The 16,187-nt window shown below is 62.4% G+C and carries 16 protein-coding genes; 13 read left to right on the plus strand and 3 right to left on the minus strand.

Annotated features, from left to right (window positions below; translation table 11 throughout):
• The first annotated feature begins 55 nt into the window (after nucleotides 1–55).
• The 6 genes from G9463_RS05955 to cofG all read left to right on the plus strand — a co-directional run bounded on the left by G9463_RS05955 (nucleotide 56) and on the right by cofG (nucleotide 6,292).
• Nucleotides 56–1,237, plus strand: coding sequence for a tubulin/FtsZ family protein (locus G9463_RS05955; protein ID WP_004593875.1), 1,182 nt, complete (start codon nucleotides 56–58; stop codon nucleotides 1,235–1,237).
• Nucleotides 1,215–1,991, plus strand: a complete 777-nt coding sequence (locus G9463_RS05960; RefSeq protein ID WP_004964147.1) for a hypothetical protein — start codon at nucleotides 1,215–1,217, stop codon at nucleotides 1,989–1,991. Before G9463_RS05955 ends, G9463_RS05960 begins: the two co-directional genes overlap by 23 nt.
• Nucleotides 1,991–2,617, plus strand: a complete 627-nt coding sequence (gene cofC / locus G9463_RS05965) for a 2-phospho-L-lactate guanylyltransferase (protein WP_011224716.1) — start codon at nucleotides 1,991–1,993, stop codon at nucleotides 2,615–2,617. The genes G9463_RS05960 and cofC overlap by 1 nt, the downstream gene beginning before the upstream one ends.
• Nucleotides 2,618–2,700: 83 nt before the next feature.
• A complete protein-coding gene (gene htr1 / locus G9463_RS05970) occupies nucleotides 2,701–4,287 on the plus strand; it encodes a sensory rhodopsin I transducer Htr1 (protein ID WP_165896228.1) in 1,587 nt (528 codons plus the stop codon).
• Complete coding sequence (gene sop1 / locus G9463_RS05975) at nucleotides 4,287–4,997, plus strand: sensory rhodopsin I (protein ID WP_004964156.1); 711 nt, start codon at nucleotides 4,287–4,289, stop codon at nucleotides 4,995–4,997. Before htr1 ends, sop1 begins: the two co-directional genes overlap by 1 nt.
• A gap of 188 nt (nucleotides 4,998–5,185) precedes the next feature.
• A complete protein-coding gene (gene cofG, locus G9463_RS05980; protein ID WP_007189144.1) occupies nucleotides 5,186–6,292 on the plus strand; it encodes a 7,8-didemethyl-8-hydroxy-5-deazariboflavin synthase subunit CofG in 1,107 nt (368 codons plus the stop codon).
• A gap of 199 nt (nucleotides 6,293–6,491) precedes the next feature.
• Here the strand turns inward: cofG and cofH are convergent, their stop codons facing one another.
• Together cofH and G9463_RS05990 are read right to left on the minus strand one after the other, a co-directional pair.
• Complete coding sequence (gene cofH / locus G9463_RS05985) at nucleotides 6,492–7,844, minus strand: 7,8-didemethyl-8-hydroxy-5-deazariboflavin synthase subunit CofH (protein ID WP_004964161.1); 1,353 nt, start codon at nucleotides 7,842–7,844, stop codon at nucleotides 6,492–6,494.
• Nucleotides 7,845–7,958: 114 nt separating this feature from the next.
• Entirely contained in the window at nucleotides 7,959–8,975 is a 1,017-nt protein-coding gene (locus tag G9463_RS05990; protein WP_165896229.1) for a sodium:calcium antiporter, read from the minus strand.
• Between the two features lie 151 nt (nucleotides 8,976–9,126).
• Between G9463_RS05990 and G9463_RS05995 the strand changes: the two genes are divergently transcribed.
• A complete protein-coding gene (locus G9463_RS05995) occupies nucleotides 9,127–10,161 on the plus strand; it encodes a phosphoribosylaminoimidazolesuccinocarboxamide synthase (protein WP_165896230.1) in 1,035 nt (344 codons plus the stop codon).
• Between the two features lie 82 nt (nucleotides 10,162–10,243).
• Nucleotides 10,244–10,804: a phosphatase PAP2 family protein gene (locus tag G9463_RS06000; RefSeq protein WP_165896231.1), complete on the plus strand. Its 561-nt coding sequence runs from the start codon at nucleotides 10,244–10,246 to the stop codon at nucleotides 10,802–10,804.
• 288 nt (nucleotides 10,805–11,092) lie between these two features.
• Here the strand turns inward: G9463_RS06000 and G9463_RS06005 are convergent, their stop codons facing one another.
• Complete coding sequence (locus G9463_RS06005) at nucleotides 11,093–12,073, minus strand: formyltetrahydrofolate deformylase (protein ID WP_007189147.1); 981 nt, start codon at nucleotides 12,071–12,073, stop codon at nucleotides 11,093–11,095.
• A gap of 120 nt (nucleotides 12,074–12,193) precedes the next feature.
• Here G9463_RS06005 and G9463_RS06010 point away from each other — a divergent pair, with 120 nt between their 5' ends.
• The 5 genes from G9463_RS06010 (at nucleotide 12,194) to G9463_RS06030 (ending at nucleotide 16,169) form a co-directional block, all read left to right on the plus strand.
• Entirely contained in the window at nucleotides 12,194–13,069 is an 876-nt protein-coding gene (locus G9463_RS06010) for a GAF domain-containing protein (RefSeq protein WP_127013676.1), read from the plus strand.
• Nucleotides 13,069–13,728 carry a hypothetical protein gene (locus G9463_RS06015; RefSeq protein WP_011224708.1) on the plus strand — a complete coding sequence of 220 codons (660 nt, stop codon included), beginning with the start codon at nucleotides 13,069–13,071 and terminating at the stop codon, nucleotides 13,726–13,728. The genes G9463_RS06010 and G9463_RS06015 overlap by 1 nt, the downstream gene beginning before the upstream one ends.
• A 51-nt stretch (nucleotides 13,729–13,779) precedes the next feature.
• Nucleotides 13,780–14,034, plus strand: coding sequence for a phosphoribosylformylglycinamidine synthase subunit PurS (gene purS, locus G9463_RS06020; protein WP_165896232.1), 255 nt, complete (start codon nucleotides 13,780–13,782; stop codon nucleotides 14,032–14,034).
• A 52-nt stretch (nucleotides 14,035–14,086) separates the two neighbouring features.
• Nucleotides 14,087–14,764 carry a phosphoribosylformylglycinamidine synthase I gene (gene purQ, locus G9463_RS06025; protein WP_007189149.1) on the plus strand — a complete coding sequence of 226 codons (678 nt, stop codon included), beginning with the start codon at nucleotides 14,087–14,089 and terminating at the stop codon, nucleotides 14,762–14,764.
• Between the two features lie 442 nt (nucleotides 14,765–15,206).
• Nucleotides 15,207–16,169 (plus strand): substrate-binding domain-containing protein, encoded by a 963-nt coding sequence (locus G9463_RS06030; protein ID WP_165896233.1) that lies wholly within the window; start codon nucleotides 15,207–15,209, stop codon nucleotides 16,167–16,169.
• Nucleotides 16,170–16,187: the final 18 nt, after the last annotated feature.

Raw genomic sequence — 16,187 nt, forward strand, 5'->3', positions numbered from 1 at the left:
GCAAAACACTTATACTCGCCATCGCTCTTTGACCCTTTAAGCGGAGAACCATATAATGAAACTGGCGATGATCGGCTTCGGGCAGGCCGGTGGCAAAATTGTGGACAAATTTCTCGAGTACGACAAGGAAACCGGCTCGGGAATCGTCCGCTCGGCTGTTGCGGTTAATACAGCAAAAGCAGACCTGCTTGGGCTAGAACACATTCCGGAAGAGAATCGAGTGCTCATTGGCCAGGCCCGCGTCAAGGGCCACGGCGTGGGCGCGGACAACGAACTCGGCGCGGAAATCGCCGAAGAGGATATCGACGAGGTGCAGGGTGCGATTGACAACATCCCTGTCCACGAAGTCGACGCCTTCCTCATCGTCGCCGGTCTCGGCGGCGGGACCGGATCGGGCGGGTCGCCGGTCGTCGCAAAACACCTCAAGCGCATCTACACCGAACCGGTGTACGGTCTGGGCGTCCTGCCGGGCAGTGACGAGGGTGGCATCTATACCCTCAACGCCGCCCGCTCGTTCCAGACGTTCGTGCGCGAGGTGGACAACCTGATGGTGTTCGACAACGACGCCTGGCGACAGACTGGCGAGTCCGTCGAAGGCGGCTACGACCACATCAACGAGGAGATCGTCCGGCGCTTCGGCGTGCTGTTTGGGGCTGGTGAGATCGAGGCTGGCGATAACGTCGCCGAAAGCGTCGTCGACTCCTCCGAGATCATCAACACGCTCGACGGCGGCGGCGTGTCCACCGTCGGCTACGCCTCCGAGGACGTCGAGGTATCCTCTGGCGGCGGCGGCCTGCTCTCGCGGTTCAAGGGCGACGACTCGTCAGACGATAGCATGGATACGGCTAACACGACGAACCGTATCACGTCGCTCGTTCGGAAAGCCGCGCTCGGCCGGCTGACACTCCCCTGTGAGATCGAAGGTGCAGAGCGTGCCCTGCTCGTGATGGCAGGGCCGCCAGAGCACTTGAACCGGAAGGGGATAGAACGCGGCCGGAAGTGGCTCGAGGAGCAGACCGGTTCGATGGAGGTCCGCGGTGGCGACTATCCGACTAACGCCCCGAAAGTGGCCGCATCCATCCTGCTGGCTGGCGTTCACAACGTTCCACGGATCAAGGAACTCCAGCAGGTCGCCATCGAGGCACAGGACAACATCGACGATATCCGTAACCAAAGCGAAGATAACTTAGAGGACTTGGTCGAAGACGACGAAGATGAACTTGATCCGCTATTCTAATAAGACCGCCGTACTCCTCTGTGTCGTCGCACTGCTCGCGACCGCCGGCACAGCGAGTGCATTCTCTGTCTCTGCCGACGGGGTGCCAACCGAGAGTGCCGTCGGCGAAGAGGTGTCGGTGACGTACACGATAGACGACCCGTTCACCGACGCACCGAACGAGTGGACGCTCGCCGGTTCGACCGAACTTCAGAACGTTAGCTGGACGGTCACTGTGTTGCGTGCGGGGAATCAGGTGAATCAAGAAACCTACGGCGACCAGTCCTTCGAACAGGATCTGGAGATCGATAATAACGGTGACCAAGTTCGCGTCGAACTTGTCGGCACGACGCCGGCCATCTCGAACTACACGTACGAGCCGGCGCAGAACTATCAGGTCGCCGCGCTCAGTCGAGTCAGCGGCAACAACGAAGAGGAGTTCCGCAGCGACACCGCCCACCACTACACCGAAGAGAGTCAGGCGGCCAGGCAGGCGATCGACGACGCACAGGCTGCAATCGACGCGGCCGGTGGGAACGAAGGCGCTGAGGAACTGGTCAGCAGCGCTATCTCCTCATACGAGAACGGGAACTTCCAGAACGCTCAGGACCTCGCCGGGCAGGCCGAGAGCCAAGCACAGCAGGCCCAGCAGAGCGCTCAGACCCAGCAAACGCTGCTGCTGGTCGGTGGCGGACTCATCGTCCTCCTGTTGCTGGTCGGTGGCGGCTACTACGCGTACGCCCAGATGAGTGAGGACGAATACTCTAAGCTGTAATGCGTCTCGCCGTCCCCGTCTCGGGGTCTACCCCTAAAACGCGACTCGCATCCGTTCTTTCTCCCGACGAGCGCCGTGATTTTACCGAAGCGATGCTTGCAGACGTCGTCGACGCAGTGACATCAGCGGGCCACGAACCCGAAGTCATCTCGACAGCGCCCCTCGACTGTGCCGTTCCGGTCACCGTCGACGACCGCGGGCTTGACCCGCTCGTCAACGACCTGCTCGCGTCGACGGTGACTGACGACGAAGGGGCACTCGCCGTCGTGATGGCCGACCTCCCGCTTGTGACCCGGGAAAGCATCGAACGACTGCTTGCTCCCGAAGCCGATGTGGTGCTGGCTCCGGGTCTAGGCGGTGGGACGAACGCCTTCGTCTGTCGGCATCCGGAGTTCAGGGTCGACTACCACGGCGCGTCTATCCGCGACCATCGGGAGACCGCCCGAGACGTAGGAGCCAGCGTTACCGAAGTTGACTCACGGCGGCTTGCGACCGACATCGACGAACCGGATGACCTCGCTGAGGTGCTGCTACACAGCGACGGCGCGGCCGCCGACTGGCTCAAACAGTCAGGATTCGAGCTGACAGCCACCGGTGGACGGGTCGACGTGGAGCGATTTCGGTAGTTTGACCGAGGTCTCAGCCGCCCTAGTATCAATACTGATACTTCCGAGTTTACATTTAGGTAGTTGCAGACTACTATCCATATGTGACTATTTCTAGTGTCAAGCAGAGCTATGGGGCCAAGCTCGGTGTCGGATACATCGCAACGGCTACCCTGCTTATCACTGTCGGGGTGGTAACACAAGATGTTGCATCGACAGTCGTCGCCGGCATCGCCGGTTTACTGACGCTTGGCTCGATCAACGCAGCCGAAACGGTTGCCAGCATCACCGAGTTATCAGCACAGACACAACGGGTGGCAGACGGAGACCTCGATATCGAAATCGACTCGACGCGTACCGACGAGTTCGGGGACCTTGCTGACTCTATCGAGCAGATGCGCGTCTCGTTGCGCGATCGACTGTCAGAGATGGAGGCCGCGAGGGCAGACCTCGAACAGGCACAGACTGACGCAAACGAGGCACAGGCAGAGGCAGAGGCTGCTGAGGAGGAAGCCAAGGAACTCGCCACAGCCTACCAGGACATTGCAACAGAGTACGGGACAGTCATGGCAGCCGCCGCAGACGGCGATCTCACGCAGCGTGTCGATGTGGCCACTGAGTATGACGCTATGGAGACCGTCGGCCAGTCGTTCAATAGGATGATGGATGAGTTACAGGAGACGATCGAGACGGTCACCGCCGTTTCGAAGCGTATCACAACTGAAACTGACGAGATAACCGAAACGAGTCGGCGAGTCCAGCAGGAGGTCGACGCGGCTGTCGAAACGGTCGCCGATATCCAGACGCAAGCAACCGACCAGCAGACAAAACTCGAATCAGCTGCAGTCGATATTCAGGACGTGAGCGCGTCAGCAGAGGAAATTGCTGCAACAATTGACGACCTTGCCGACCGGAGCAGTGAGGTCGAGGAAGCCAGCAGTGACGCTCGGACAGCCTCGGAAACAGCCCTGACGGAGATGGACCAGATACAGGCTGATGCAGCTGACGCTGTCACACAGGTCGAAACCCTCCAGCAGCGAATGGCCGAGATAACGGACATCGCGGATATCATCTCAGAGATCGCGGAGCAGACAAATATGCTGGCACTGAACGCGTCGATAGAGGCCGCTCGCGCTGGTGGACAGGGCAGCGGTGCGGACGGGAACGGGTTCAGCGTCGTTGCAGACGAAGTCAAGTCACTTGCTGAAGAGACGCAGTCGCGGGCTGACGAGATAGCAACGGTCATCGCGGAGGTATCTGAGCAGACAGAGGAGGTGACTGACTCGATACAGGCGACGGAGACGCGAGTCGAAACTGGTACTGAGACCGTCGAATCGGCCCTGTCGGAAATTGCGACAATCGCGGAGGCCGTCGACGACATCTCAGCCTCCATCGAAGAGATGCGAGAAACTACCTCGGAGCAGGCAGACACCGTTCAAGCGACGGCCGACTCGATAGCGGATGTCACCGAAGCAAGCGCGGAGACAGCGACGACTGCGGAAGAAATGTCGACACAGATCCGTCGGCAGCGGGACGTCGTCAAGTCGATTTCCGACTCACTCGATTCCTTCCGTGAAACCGCGGTTGACGACCTCGAATCTCGAGTTCGACTGTTTACCATTAACACAGATACCACAGCGGCAAGCCAGATGCGCGCCGTAGGGTCGCCGTCAATTGGAGGTGACGACTGATGGACGCCGTTTCAGTCGTGTACGGGATAACCGCCGCTGGCTTTGCGGTCGGTGTCGCCATCGTCGGGTTCCTCTATGCGTCGCTTGAGGGGTCCGACGAACGGCCAATTCTGGCGGCACTAGCGCTTATACCCGGGGTTGCAGGTATCTCGTACGTTGCGATGGTGTTCGGTATTGGTACCGTAACCATCGGCGAGACGACGCTTGTCGGGTTCCGATATCTCGACTGGGTGGTGACGACGCCGCTGCTGGTCGGGTTTATCGGGTATACTGCCGGCGCGTCGCGACGCGCGATTTTCGGGGTCATGGCGGCAGACGCCCTGATGATACTTGCAGGCGTCGGGGCGGTCGTCGCCGCCGGGACACTGAAATGGGCGCTGTTCGGCGTCTCGGCAGTGTTCCACATCTCGCTGTTTGCCTATCTGTACCTCATCTTCCCGCGCTCGGTTCCGGACGACCCACAGCGTATCGGCCTGTTTAGCCTCCTCAAGAACCACGTCGGGCTGCTGTGGATCGCGTATCCGCTCGTCTGGCTTGCTGGCCCCGAAGGACTTGGATTCGCGACCTACGTCGGTGTCAGCATCACCTATGCGTTTCTCGACCTGCTGGCGAAGGTCCCTTACGTGTACTTTTTCTACGCCCGACGGCAGGTGTTCGCCACGAAACTGCTTCGGGATTCGGGTGACACCACAGTGACGCCGGCGGACTAAGCAGTAGCGGTCACCGAGATGTCGTCGATCACGCGGCACTTCGGAGCTGATAACGGTTCACAAGTAACCGGCGTGTCGCGACACACTGATTCTGTTGTCATGTGGCCAGTTTCGACCGTCCACAACTACTGGCACAGGCCATCACACACGACTGAAGGTTTTTGTCCGTGGGGTGCCCACCCCGGGACGTGATACCCGGCACGGACGCGTATGACATCGCTATCGAGATTTCGGACGCCGACATCGAGCGACTGCTGTCGGTGATGCCCGAAGATGTCGAGGCCGCGTCGGCGCTGTCCTACTGCCGGAACGTGTTCTTACCCCTGACGACCGCCTGCCGCTACACCTGCACCTATTGCACGTACTACGACCCGCCGGGGCAGGCAGAGTTGATGGACCGCGAAGAGATCCGGGAGACCTGCCGCCGCGGGGCCGACGCCGGCTGTACCGAGGCGCTGTTTACCTTCGGCGACGACCCGGACGACCGCTACACCGCGGTCCACGACCAGCTCGCCGAGTGGGGCCACGACTCCATCCACGAGTACCTCCGGGAAGCCTGCGAAATCGCGCTGGAGGAGGGGTTGCTCCCGCACGCCAACCCCGGCGACCAGACACGCGAGCAGATGGCCCACGTCGCCGACCTGAACGCCTCGATGGGCGTGATGCTTGAGACGACCACAGAGGTTCAGGCACACGGTGGCCCGCGGGCGAAAAACCCCGGTCAGCGACTCAACACCCTCCGGGTGGCCGGCGAACTCGGCGTTCCGTTCACAACGGGCATTCTCGTCGGCATCGGCGAGGACTGGCACCACCGCGCAGAGAGCTTGCTCGCTATCCGAGAGATGCACGAACGCTACGGCCATATTCAGGAGGTCATCATCCAGCCCGTCGTCGAGAACGAGCGCTGGCAGGGCGGCTCCCCCGACTTGGCGACAATGCGCCGGGTGACAGCAATGGCCCGCGCGGCCCTTCCCGAAGAAGTGTCCGTACAGGTCCCCCCGAACCTCGCGCCCGCCCGGGACCTGACTGACTGTGGTATCGACGACCTGGGCGGCGTTTCTCCGGTCACAGTCGACCACATCAACCCCGAGTACGAGTGGCCCGCGCTGCAGGAACTGACCGCCGTCGCCGAGGCCGCCGAGGTGCCACTGAGCGAGCGGTTGCCGGTCTACGACCACTTCGTCGACGACGGCTGGCTCTCTGCCCCCATCGAGGCGGCTATCGAGGCCGATAATGACGCTGGCGACCGGTTCCGGTCGATACTGGACCGGGGTGTGAATCCAGTGACGCTGTGACTCCGGCGGCCAGTCTGCAGGTGAACGGTCGCCACGGCCAAACAGACACTGGACAACAATCACCTAGCAGTCTAGGCGGTATCTACACATACGCTGGCGTACCAATATATATCATGCCTGGGCGTGCCTCTGACAGCAGTTCCAGGCGGAATACTCTACCACACCGGCCACGGCCAGTGCCCAGCCGTGGTCCACTAATTCAGTCGAGTAATGGCGTTCCGTCAGCCCGTGGTCCGAGTTGCGGGCCGAGCACGTCGGCGTCGGGGTCGATAACGCGGCGCTGCTCGTAGTCCGTCGAGCGCTCGACGGGCGTCCGGCCGATGGCAGTGATCATGTCGGCGTACTCCTGAAACGACCGGAACTCGCCGTAGTCGCCGCCAGCGCGCTTGGTGATCTCTTCTGAGAGAATCGTCCCCATGAAGTCGTCCGCGCCGCAGGTGAGCATCTTCAACCCCTGCGTGTCACCGTATTTGACCCACGAGGCCTGAATGTGGTCGACGTTGTCGAGGAAGAGCCGTGAGACGGCGATCATCAGTTCGTCCTCGTCGACCGTCGCGCCGCCGTCGACCATGCCACGTTCGTACAGCGGCGTCTCCTCGTGGACAAAGGATAGCGGGACGAACTCTGTGATTGCGCCGGTTCGGTCCTGCAGGTCACGGATGCGCTGCAGGTGCAGCGCACGGTGGTACTCGTTCTCGACGTGGCCGTACATCATCGTCGAGGTCATATCGAGGCCAACCGACGCAGCCGCCGCCATCGCTTCGAGCCACTCGTCAGTGCGGATCTTTCCCGGGCAAATAACGTCACGGACCTCGTCGACGAGGATTTCGGCAGCCGTGCCGGGGACGCTGTCGAGCCCGGCGTCTTGCAGTCGGCTAAACACCTCCTCGTAGGACCAGTCAGTGCCCCGGCGGGCGTGATAGGCTTCCTCCGGCGTCATCGAGTGGAGATGGATGTCGCCGACGTTCATCGCGTCGAGCTGTTCGCAGTATGTGGCCGGGTCCGTCTCGTACTCGTCGGGCGAGCGGTAGTTCAGGTCTCCGCGGTCGCTCGTCTCCAGTATCTCCCGGTGTTCGTCGTCCAGCGCGAGCGCGGGGTGGAGTCCAGACACCGAGCAGACCTCGTAGATGCCCCGGTCAAGAGCGTCCTGTACGATTTGACGGGATTCGCTCGGCGTCTTCGTGAAGCCGCCGTGGTCCTCCTGATAATCGCTCCGGAACTGCTCGGAGCGGTCCTTGAAATTACAGAACAGGCAGCCCGTGTTGCAGGCCGTTGTGACGTTGTTGTTGAGGTTCGCGACGAAGGTGACCTCGTCACCGACGACCTCGGCCCGACGGCGGTCGGCCGCTTCGAGCACCTGCTCTTTCCGGTCGTGGTCGATACCGTCCCGGTCAGTGCCCGTAGTAAAGAGTTCGACGGCGTCGTCAACTGTCAGTCGCGTCCCGTTTCTCGCCTTGGCGAGGGCGTTCTCGAACGACTGGTCAGTCGTCGGACGGTGCTCGAACTCGGTGGAGCCGTCCGGAGTACCGACGGTCTCTGGGACGTCCGGCATTGCTGGACAGGAGGGAAAGAACGGTCAAAAGCGTATGGGTACGCACACGGATCACAAGGTCGACAGGGCCCCGTGTTCCGGGAGACAAGCAGCTGCAATTCCGGGAACACTCCATCAGGTCGGCAATACGCCACCGACCCAGCCCGCAGTCTCGACGATAACCCAGGCAACGAAAGCCGCGTACGCGCCGAGCAACGCATACGATTCGAGTTCGCTCAACACAAGGTCAGTTCGGAGGACGGTGAACAGAAGAATCGTTGCCCCGGTCAGGACGCCGAACATCGGCACGGCCATCGCGAAGTCGACGGTCCACGTGCCGGCAATGAGAACGCCAAGCGGGATAGCGACAAGCAGGTCGAACGTATTCGAGCCGAGAACGTTTGCGAGCGACGTGACCCCGCGGTCGTCGCGGGCTGCTCTAACACTGACGAGCGTGTCGGGGAGACTCGTCGCCGCCGCGAGAATCGTCACACCGAGCAGAAACTCCTGAACGCCGGCGGCCCGGCCGATGACGCCGACGGCGTGGACCAGGTTCTCTACAGCCACGAGGATGACAGCCAGGCCCAGCAGGAGGAAGAGCCACTCCCGCCCGACCGAGATGTCGGCAGTCCAGTCCTCTTCGGGGTCGTGGTCGGCCGTATCCTGATACTGGATGAAAACGTACAGTCCGTAGAGCGCGAGCGGAATCGCCGCCAGCGGCCGCGTGATAACGCCAGTGAGTGTGGCCTCACCGGGATAGTAGATGACCGCAAGCGCCATCGTAATAAGCAGGACTGAGACGGCGAGCATGTAGAACTGCGCCTCCTTGTAGACGAGTGTCCGGCTCGATTCGAGTTCGTCGTCCGTGGCAATACCCGCAGCTGCGGGAATAATGAGAATGTTGAAGATTGCCGACCCGACGATTGCGCCGACGCCAAGCGGCATTGACCCGCCAAGCGCCGCGACGACGACCGTCGCGACCTCCGGGAAACTTGACCCGACGGCAACGATGATCGCGCCCTGAACGACGTCTGGGAGGCCGTAGTACGTCGCGAGCCGCTCGCTCGATGATTCGAGCCAGTCGCTCCCTTTCCATATCGCGACCGTCGCGGCGACGATGATCGCAGCCTCGACCAACAGACTGGAAGCCATCAGACAGTCAGTCGACGGCCCGACAGAAAACCTTGCCTTCCGAGCGCGAGTGATACTGTCTGTGAAGAATTTCGCTACCGCGAATATCTTACAATAGTTACAGCCGACAGTATGAGAAACGTCTTTGTCCCCGGCCCGAAAGGCGGGCACAATGACGAGCGTCAAGGAATTTCGCGTGGACGAACCGGCGACGGCCGAGGGGCTTGGCCGCGGCGCGTTCGTGTTCACGGACGACTACTCCGTATTCGACTGGGGGAAGATGCCGGACCAGATCCCCGACAAGGGCGCGTCGCTGTGTACGATGGGCGCGTACAACTTCCAGCTACTGGAGGAGAACCACGTCCCGACCCACTACGAGGGCGTGAGGCTCCCCGACAGCGACGAGGTACTCGACCTCGGCGAGGCGCTGTCGGCCGACGCCGCCCCCGAGGAGATGGTCATCGAACTCACGCAGGTCCCGGACCTCCCCTTCGAGGACGGGAGCTACGACTACGACGCCTACCACGCGGGAGCCAACGAGAACTACCTCATTCCCCTGGAGATCGTCTTTCGGAACCGGGTCGGCGTCGGATCGTCACTGCGGTCCCGGACCGAGCCTGCCGACCACGGCCTTGACTACGACACCTGGCCAGAGGAAGTCGTCGACCTCGACGAGCCCATCGTCGAGTTCTCGACGAAATACGAGGAACAGGACCGATACCTCGACCGTGAGGCGGCCGACCGGATCGCCGGCGCGGCCAGCATCGACCGCCTCGAAGAGCTGGCTCGGGCAGTCAACCACATCGTTACGGAACAGGCCGCCGAGGCCAACCTGATCCACGAGGACGGGAAAATCGAGTGTCTGTACTACGACGGAGAGATCCGCGTGGCCGACGTGGTCGGCACGTTCGACGAGAACCGCTTCTCCTACGAGGGACAGCAGGTCTCGAAGGAGGTCATCCGCCAGTACCACAAGCGAACCCAGCCCGAGTGGGTCGAGGCCGTGGGCGAGGCGAAAAACGAGGCCGATGTAGAGGGCGTCGCCGATTGGAAGGCGCTCTGTGATGAGTCACCGGAACCGCTCGATGACGACGTAATCAAAGTCGCGCGCGACCTCTACTGCGCCGGCACAAACGCCTACGTCGGCGGCGACGTGTTCGACGCGCCGTCACTCGACGAGGCTGTCGATGCCGCAAGCGAACTCTGACGCCGGTGTGACACGGCGGCGCTGCCGCCTCGCCGACAATCGCCGGTGCTGATATACCACAGCAGCCCCTCAACTGTGGCACATGGAGGAGGTCGTCAGCGAACTCATCAATATTATCGTCGCTATCGACGACCAGACAGTGTCGCTGATACTTGAGCTCCGGAGCCCACTTCTCACGAAGGTCCTGACCTCGGTGACCGGGCTGGGTTCGGCGGCGGCGGCAGTCGTGTTTCTCGGTTTCTTCGGTCTGGCCGGCTGGGAAGACGAGCTCCTGATAGCTGCCGTGGCGCTGGTGCTGACTGGCGTCGTTGTCGGGGTGCTTATGCAAACAGTGCAGCGGCCGTTTCCGCCTGCCCCGGTGTGTATGACCGGGGACACCGGCACCGTCGCCACGTCGTTTCCCTCCGGTCACGCGGCCGCCGTCGTCGTCTTTGCAATGACAGCGCGCCAGTCGCCGCGGCTTCCGTTCGGCGTCGTCGCCGGCCTCGCGGCGACGGTGTCGTTCTCGCGGGTCTATCTCGGCACGCACTACCTCTCAGACACCGTGGCTGGCGTGGCTATCGGGGTACTCGCGTTCGCCGCCGCGAAGCGACTCGTCGACCGGTCCGACTTCCTGTCGCGAGCTCGACCGGTTCTGGACTGAACCACGGCATATGTCTGTGCGGCCCGGAGTCCAGTTTTTGTGTCGGCAGGCCTGCTTTGCAACACATAGAGGGAGCCGACCGCTTCATGTTCTGGATGCTCTCCGAGACTGTCGCCACCGCGGGGTGGCGAATCGATTGCCGCAGTTACAGCCAGAAGGATGGACCGTCAGCAACAAGCAAGGCTGACATGCGAGCACGCACCGTCGCTCGAAGCGTTCGCGGCGTCACGTCCAGAAACAGCCCCGTTGCGCCACCGTTTCCGGAGTGAGACGCCGAGCGGCGGTGTCTCAGTCGTCGGCTTCGAGTTCGTCGTCCTCGGCAACGAACTCGCCAAGGCCGTCGATCGGACGGTCGGGGTTCAGCTGGTCGAGTTTCTCCGGTGCACCAAGCTGGGCCGAGGTTTCCTCGGGGTCCCGCAGTTTCGTCCGGCCACGATGGACGTTCACCTCGTCGTCGAGGTGGAGCTTGATGGCCTCAATGAGTGCCTCGGCTTCGAGCGGCTGGCCGATCTGCTGGAGTTCCTCCTCAGTGGCGTCGTCGGGGACGTTGAACGCGCGCTGGGTGATGATCGGTCCCTGATCCAGATCCGTCGTCACGTAGTGGGCGGTGACGCCAGCGATGCGGACGCCCTCCTCGATAGCCTGCATATATGCCGACGCACCGGGGAAGGCGGGGAGCAGGCTCGGGTGGACGTTGATGATCCGGCTCTCGTACCGGAAGACGACATCGGGCGAGAGGATGCGCATATACCGGGCCAGCGCAATGAGGTCAGCGTCGTACTGTGCGAGCAGATCGAGCAGTTGGTCCTCGTCCGGCGTCCCCTTCTCGTCGCCGATGTCGTGGAACGGAACGTCGTATTTGGCCGCCAGCGGTTCGAGGTCGTCGTGGTTCCCGATGACCACCTCGATGTCGGCCCCGAGGTCGCCGTTGGCCCACGCCTCGAACAGCGCCTCCAGACAGTGAGACTCCTTTGTGACGAGGACGGCGATGGTCTGGGTCTCGCGGTCGGCGGGGAACCGGACCTGCACGTCGACGCCGAGTGCGTCGCCCAGTTCGGTGAGGTCTTCGCGGAGTTTCTCCTCCGTCGTCACCATCCCGGACGTGTCGACGCGCATGGTCATCCGGAAGACCCCCTCTCGGACAGCCTGATCGAGGTCTTCGATGTTGATGCTGCGCTCGAACAGGAGCGAGGTCACTTCGGCGATGAGGCCCGTGTCGTCCTCGCCGACGACCGTAATCTCAGTCAAATCGCGAGTCACGATACCCACCTCCGGACAGCGTCGTCATTCATTTGACGCAGAGTCGGCAGTCCCACGGCAAAAGCCTTCGTTTTCCACCGAGCGTGGCCGCCAACCATTTGTGTGTTAGTCCGTGAACGTCTGGTCGTGATGAGTGATTCGCCGACCGTTCTCTGTGTCCAGCCGGACGCCGACGAGCGCGCCGAGACGGCCGACGCACTTGCCGACGCCGGACTCGCTGTCGAGGGAGTTGGGTCCCTCGATACGTTGACCGCAGCACTTGACCGGTCGGTCGACTGCGTTGTGACGGCCTTCGACCTTCCAGACGGGGACGGGTTCGACGTGGTAGACGCGGTCCGTGCAGTGAATCCGGCCTGTGTTGTGACTCTCTATACGGAACACGCGCCGTCGGACCTCCCCCGCGGCGGGCCCGAGCAGGTCGTCGAATACGTGCCGCGGACGGTTCCGGAGTCCCGGGAGCGGCTTGCAGATGTGGCTGCCATGGCTGCCGCCGAGGTAACGCAGGCGGCCTACCCGGTTCCGGAGACCGAGACGGAGCGGCTGGCCGCCGTCCAGCAGTACGATGTCGACCAGTTGGCGGCAATCGACGCGTTCGACCGGCTGACGGCGCTTATGGCCAGTCACTTCGACATCGACGTGGCCTTTGTCGGCCTCATGGACGAACACGAGGAGCGGTTCGTGGCGTGTGAGGGAGCCAACTGGCGGACCCTCGCCCGCGAGGACACCATCTGCACCCATACGATTCTCTCGGACGAGACGATGGTCGTCGAAGACACCCACGAAGACCCACGCTTTGCCGAGGTCGACGCGCTGAAACAGCTCAATATCAGGTCCTACGCCGGCGTCCGAATTACAGACAGGGAGGGGAACGCAATTGGTGCCGTCTGTTGCACCGACGGCGAACCGCGGCGTTACACGCAGACCGAACGAGACGACCTCCAGCGGTTCGCTGACGAGGTTGAGGACCAACTGCTGCTGCGACGCCGGCTACAGGGGGACCGCTAATGGCACAGCAACAGGACGACCGATACACGTTCGACGACCTACCGCTGAATCCAGTCGAGCCAGGAACGAGCCTGCTCGTGACCGGGCCCGGTCTGAGCGGCGCGCGGGAGATGGGACTGCGACTGCTCTGTAGTCCCGATACCAACGGCGGGACCGTCCTCGTCGCGACAGACAGCGACGCCACAACGATGCTCAAGGACTTCGAGCGCCACGGCGGTGCGCTCGACCGCGAGCGAGTTCGTGTTATCGATTGCGCACAGGAAAGCGGCGACCTGTCGGAGGACAACGTGTCCACGGTCAACACGCCGGCGGACCTGACCGGTATCGGTATCGAGTACTCCGGTCAGTACGAGTCGACGTACGCCAGCGGCTACACGCGAGTCCGCACCGGCATCATCACGCTGACGCCGTTGCTCGTCTACAGCGACGACGTGCGGGCGGTGTACCGGTTCCTCAACACCATCACCGGCCGGATCGGAACTGCGGATGGGCTGGGTATCTGTGTGCTCGACCCGAACGCCCACGAGGAGCAGGTCGTCGAAAGCGTGGCACGGTTTTTCGACGGGCGGGTCGATATTCGTGCTGATCAAGGCGACCTTGATCTCCGAGTGGCCGGCCTGCAAAACCAGCCAACCAACTGGACGCCGGTCGGAACGTGACCTGCCGGGAGAACACAAGCGTTTTCTCCGCTGCCCGCTCGCTTGCCAGTAATGACTGCCTTTACCGCGACCGTCACCGTCCGCCTCAAACGGGGCGTCCTCGACCCCGAGGCAGAGACGACACAGCGCTCGCTGGAACGCCTCGGCTTCGACCTGAACGACCTCCGCTCGGCGGATGTGTTCGAGCTAGATCTCGACGCCGACAGCGCCGACGACGCGGCCGAGCGCGCCGAGGAGATGGCCGAGCGGCTCCTGGCGAACCCCACGATCCACGACTACGACATCGAGGTGACCGAGACAGAATGACCAGCACCTCGAAACTGACGGCAGAGGTCTGTTCCCACACGGGGTGGCTCGCGTGACCATTGCCGTCATCCAGTTCGGCGGCTCGAACTGCGACCGCGACGCCGTCCAGGCTCTGGAATCGCTGGGCTTCGACGCCGAACTCGTCTGGCACGAGGACGGGCTTCCCGAGGATGTCGAGGGCGTCGTCCTCCCCGGCGGCTTCTCCTACGGCGATTACCTCCGTGCCGGCGCGATGGCCGCCCGCTCGCCAATCATGGCCGACGTCCGCGAAGTCGCAAGCGAGGGAACGCCGGTGCTTGGCATCTGCAACGGCGCGCAGATCGGCTGCGAGTCGTCGCTGACCCCCGGCGCGTTCACGACCAACGAGAGCGCCCGCTTCCAGTGTGAGCACGTCCACCTGCGCGTCGAGAACGCCGACACGCCATGGACCAGCCAGTACGAGGACGGCGAGGTCGTCGAACTCCCGATCGCTCACGGTGAGGGCCGCTATGAGATCACCGACGAGCGTCTGGATGAACTCGAAGCCGAGGACCGGATTCTGTTCAAATACTGTGACGAGGACGGGACTGTCACACCCGAAGCGAACCCGAACGGCTCGAAGCACAGCGTGGCCGGCGTCACCGGCGAAGCCGAACACGTCGCCGTCATGATGCCCCACCCGGAGCGGGCGACACTGTCGGACCTCGGTCGGACTGACGGCCGCGGCGTTCTCACGGGCTTCGCTGAGTAACGGTCACAGACGAAACTGTCACTGCGGCGGTTTCATACGCGACTGGGGCATATCCGAACAGCCGCGCCGCTATCTGGTTGTGTCTCAAAGGGGAAGGGACCAGCGGAGCGTGTGACATAGTCCGGCGGCCCCTATATTGGCCTTGGCGGTCAAGCCGTATAAATACATGCGTACCGGAGTGGAAGTGAAATCGAGGAGGACAAAGCGTTTGGCTGCGGCTGATGGCGAGAGAGTACATCAGCCACTCGCATGTGCTCTCGGCAACGAATCATCGCTAACAGGGCAGCCTTCCCCCGCTCGCGTTGTGTCGAGCGCTAGTGCCTCTCAGGACAACGAGCCGCGAGGGTGTCCGCGACCGCTGTCGCCCATACAGACCTAACAGAATAGATACGTCGGTTTATCCATCATAAATTATATTTGCTGTTGGGTCAACGCTGTATCTATGCCGATACAACGACGAGAGTTCATTGCAGCAATAGGGACAGGCGCGTTAGCAACTACCGCCGGGTGTGCACAGTCCGGGGAAGGCAGCGGCCAGACCGGAGCGGAAACGGAAGCGGAATCCGGGGGCGGCGGTCAGCCAGGGGTGGCCGGCGAAACCCTGACGCTTACGACAACAACGAGTACGTACGACACGGGCCTGCTCGATGAGATCCACCCCGACTTCGAGGATATGTACGGCGTGTCGGTCGATGCAGTCGCACAGGGGACCGGTGCGGCTCTCGAATCGGCCCGCAACGGTGACTCGGACATCGTGATGGTCCACGCCCGCGGCCTCGAAGACGATTTCATGCGCAACGGATACGGGATCAACCGCCGGGACCTGATGTTCAACGACTTCGTCATCGTCGGCCCCGAAGACGACCCGGCAGGGATTCAGGGCATGGGTTCGGCCACGGAGGCACTGACAACTATCGCCGAGTCGGAGTCCCAGTTCGTCTCACGCGGGGACAACTCCGGTACCCACACCAAGGAACTCAACCTCTGGGAAGCGGCGGGAACTGAACCGGGCGGAAACTGGTATCAGGAGACCGGGACCGGCATGGGTGAGGCGCTGAACATCGCCAACCAGCAGGGCGCGTACACGCTCTCGGATCGCGGGACGTACATCTCCCAGCGCTCAGAGATCGACCTCGTCATTCTGGTGCAGGGGCCGATCGAGGACGGACCAGAGATCCTCGCGAACCCGTACGGGATTATGGCGGTCAATCCCGGCGTCCACGACAACGCGAACTACGATCTGGCAATGGCATACATCGGCTGGATCACCAGCCCCGGAACCCAGGACGCAATTTCGAACTATCAGGTCAACGGCGAACAGTTGTTCTTCCCGGAAGCCGTGTCCGAGGACCCCAACTTCCAGCAGTACGTGCCAGAAGGATGGAGTAGCGACGCAGGCGAGTAAGCGTGTTCCTCGATTCAG

Source organism: Haloarcula sp. JP-Z28 (assembly GCF_011440255.1).
Taxonomy (GTDB): Archaea; Halobacteriota; Halobacteria; order Halobacteriales; family Haloarculaceae; genus Haloarcula; species Haloarcula marismortui.

What these genes read in the sequence shown, in the direction of transcription:
- G9463_RS05955 (WP_004593875.1), top strand. Translation starts at nt 56, where the DNA reads ATGAAACTGGCGATGATCGGCTTCGGGCAGGCCGGTGGCAAAATTGTG.
- G9463_RS05960 (WP_004964147.1), top strand. Translation starts at nt 1,215, where the DNA reads ATGAACTTGATCCGCTATTCTAATAAGACCGCCGTACTCCTCTGTGTC.
- cofC (WP_011224716.1), top strand. Translation starts at nt 1,991, where the DNA reads ATGCGTCTCGCCGTCCCCGTCTCGGGGTCTACCCCTAAAACGCGACTC.
- sop1 (WP_004964156.1), top strand. Translation starts at nt 4,287, where the DNA reads ATGGACGCCGTTTCAGTCGTGTACGGGATAACCGCCGCTGGCTTTGCG.
- cofH (WP_004964161.1), bottom strand. Translation starts at nt 7,844, where the DNA reads ATGCCGGACGTCCCAGAGACCGTCGGTACTCCGGACGGCTCCACCGAG.
- G9463_RS05990 (WP_165896229.1), bottom strand. Translation starts at nt 8,975, where the DNA reads ATGGCTTCCAGTCTGTTGGTCGAGGCTGCGATCATCGTCGCCGCGACG.
- G9463_RS05995 (WP_165896230.1), top strand. Translation starts at nt 9,127, where the DNA reads ATGACGAGCGTCAAGGAATTTCGCGTGGACGAACCGGCGACGGCCGAG.
- G9463_RS06000 (WP_165896231.1), top strand. Translation starts at nt 10,244, where the DNA reads ATGGAGGAGGTCGTCAGCGAACTCATCAATATTATCGTCGCTATCGAC.
- G9463_RS06010 (WP_127013676.1), top strand. Translation starts at nt 12,194, where the DNA reads ATGAGTGATTCGCCGACCGTTCTCTGTGTCCAGCCGGACGCCGACGAG.
- G9463_RS06015 (WP_011224708.1), top strand. Translation starts at nt 13,069, where the DNA reads ATGGCACAGCAACAGGACGACCGATACACGTTCGACGACCTACCGCTG.
- purS (WP_165896232.1), top strand. Translation starts at nt 13,780, where the DNA reads ATGACTGCCTTTACCGCGACCGTCACCGTCCGCCTCAAACGGGGCGTC.
- G9463_RS06030 (WP_165896233.1), top strand. Translation starts at nt 15,207, where the DNA reads ATGCCGATACAACGACGAGAGTTCATTGCAGCAATAGGGACAGGCGCG.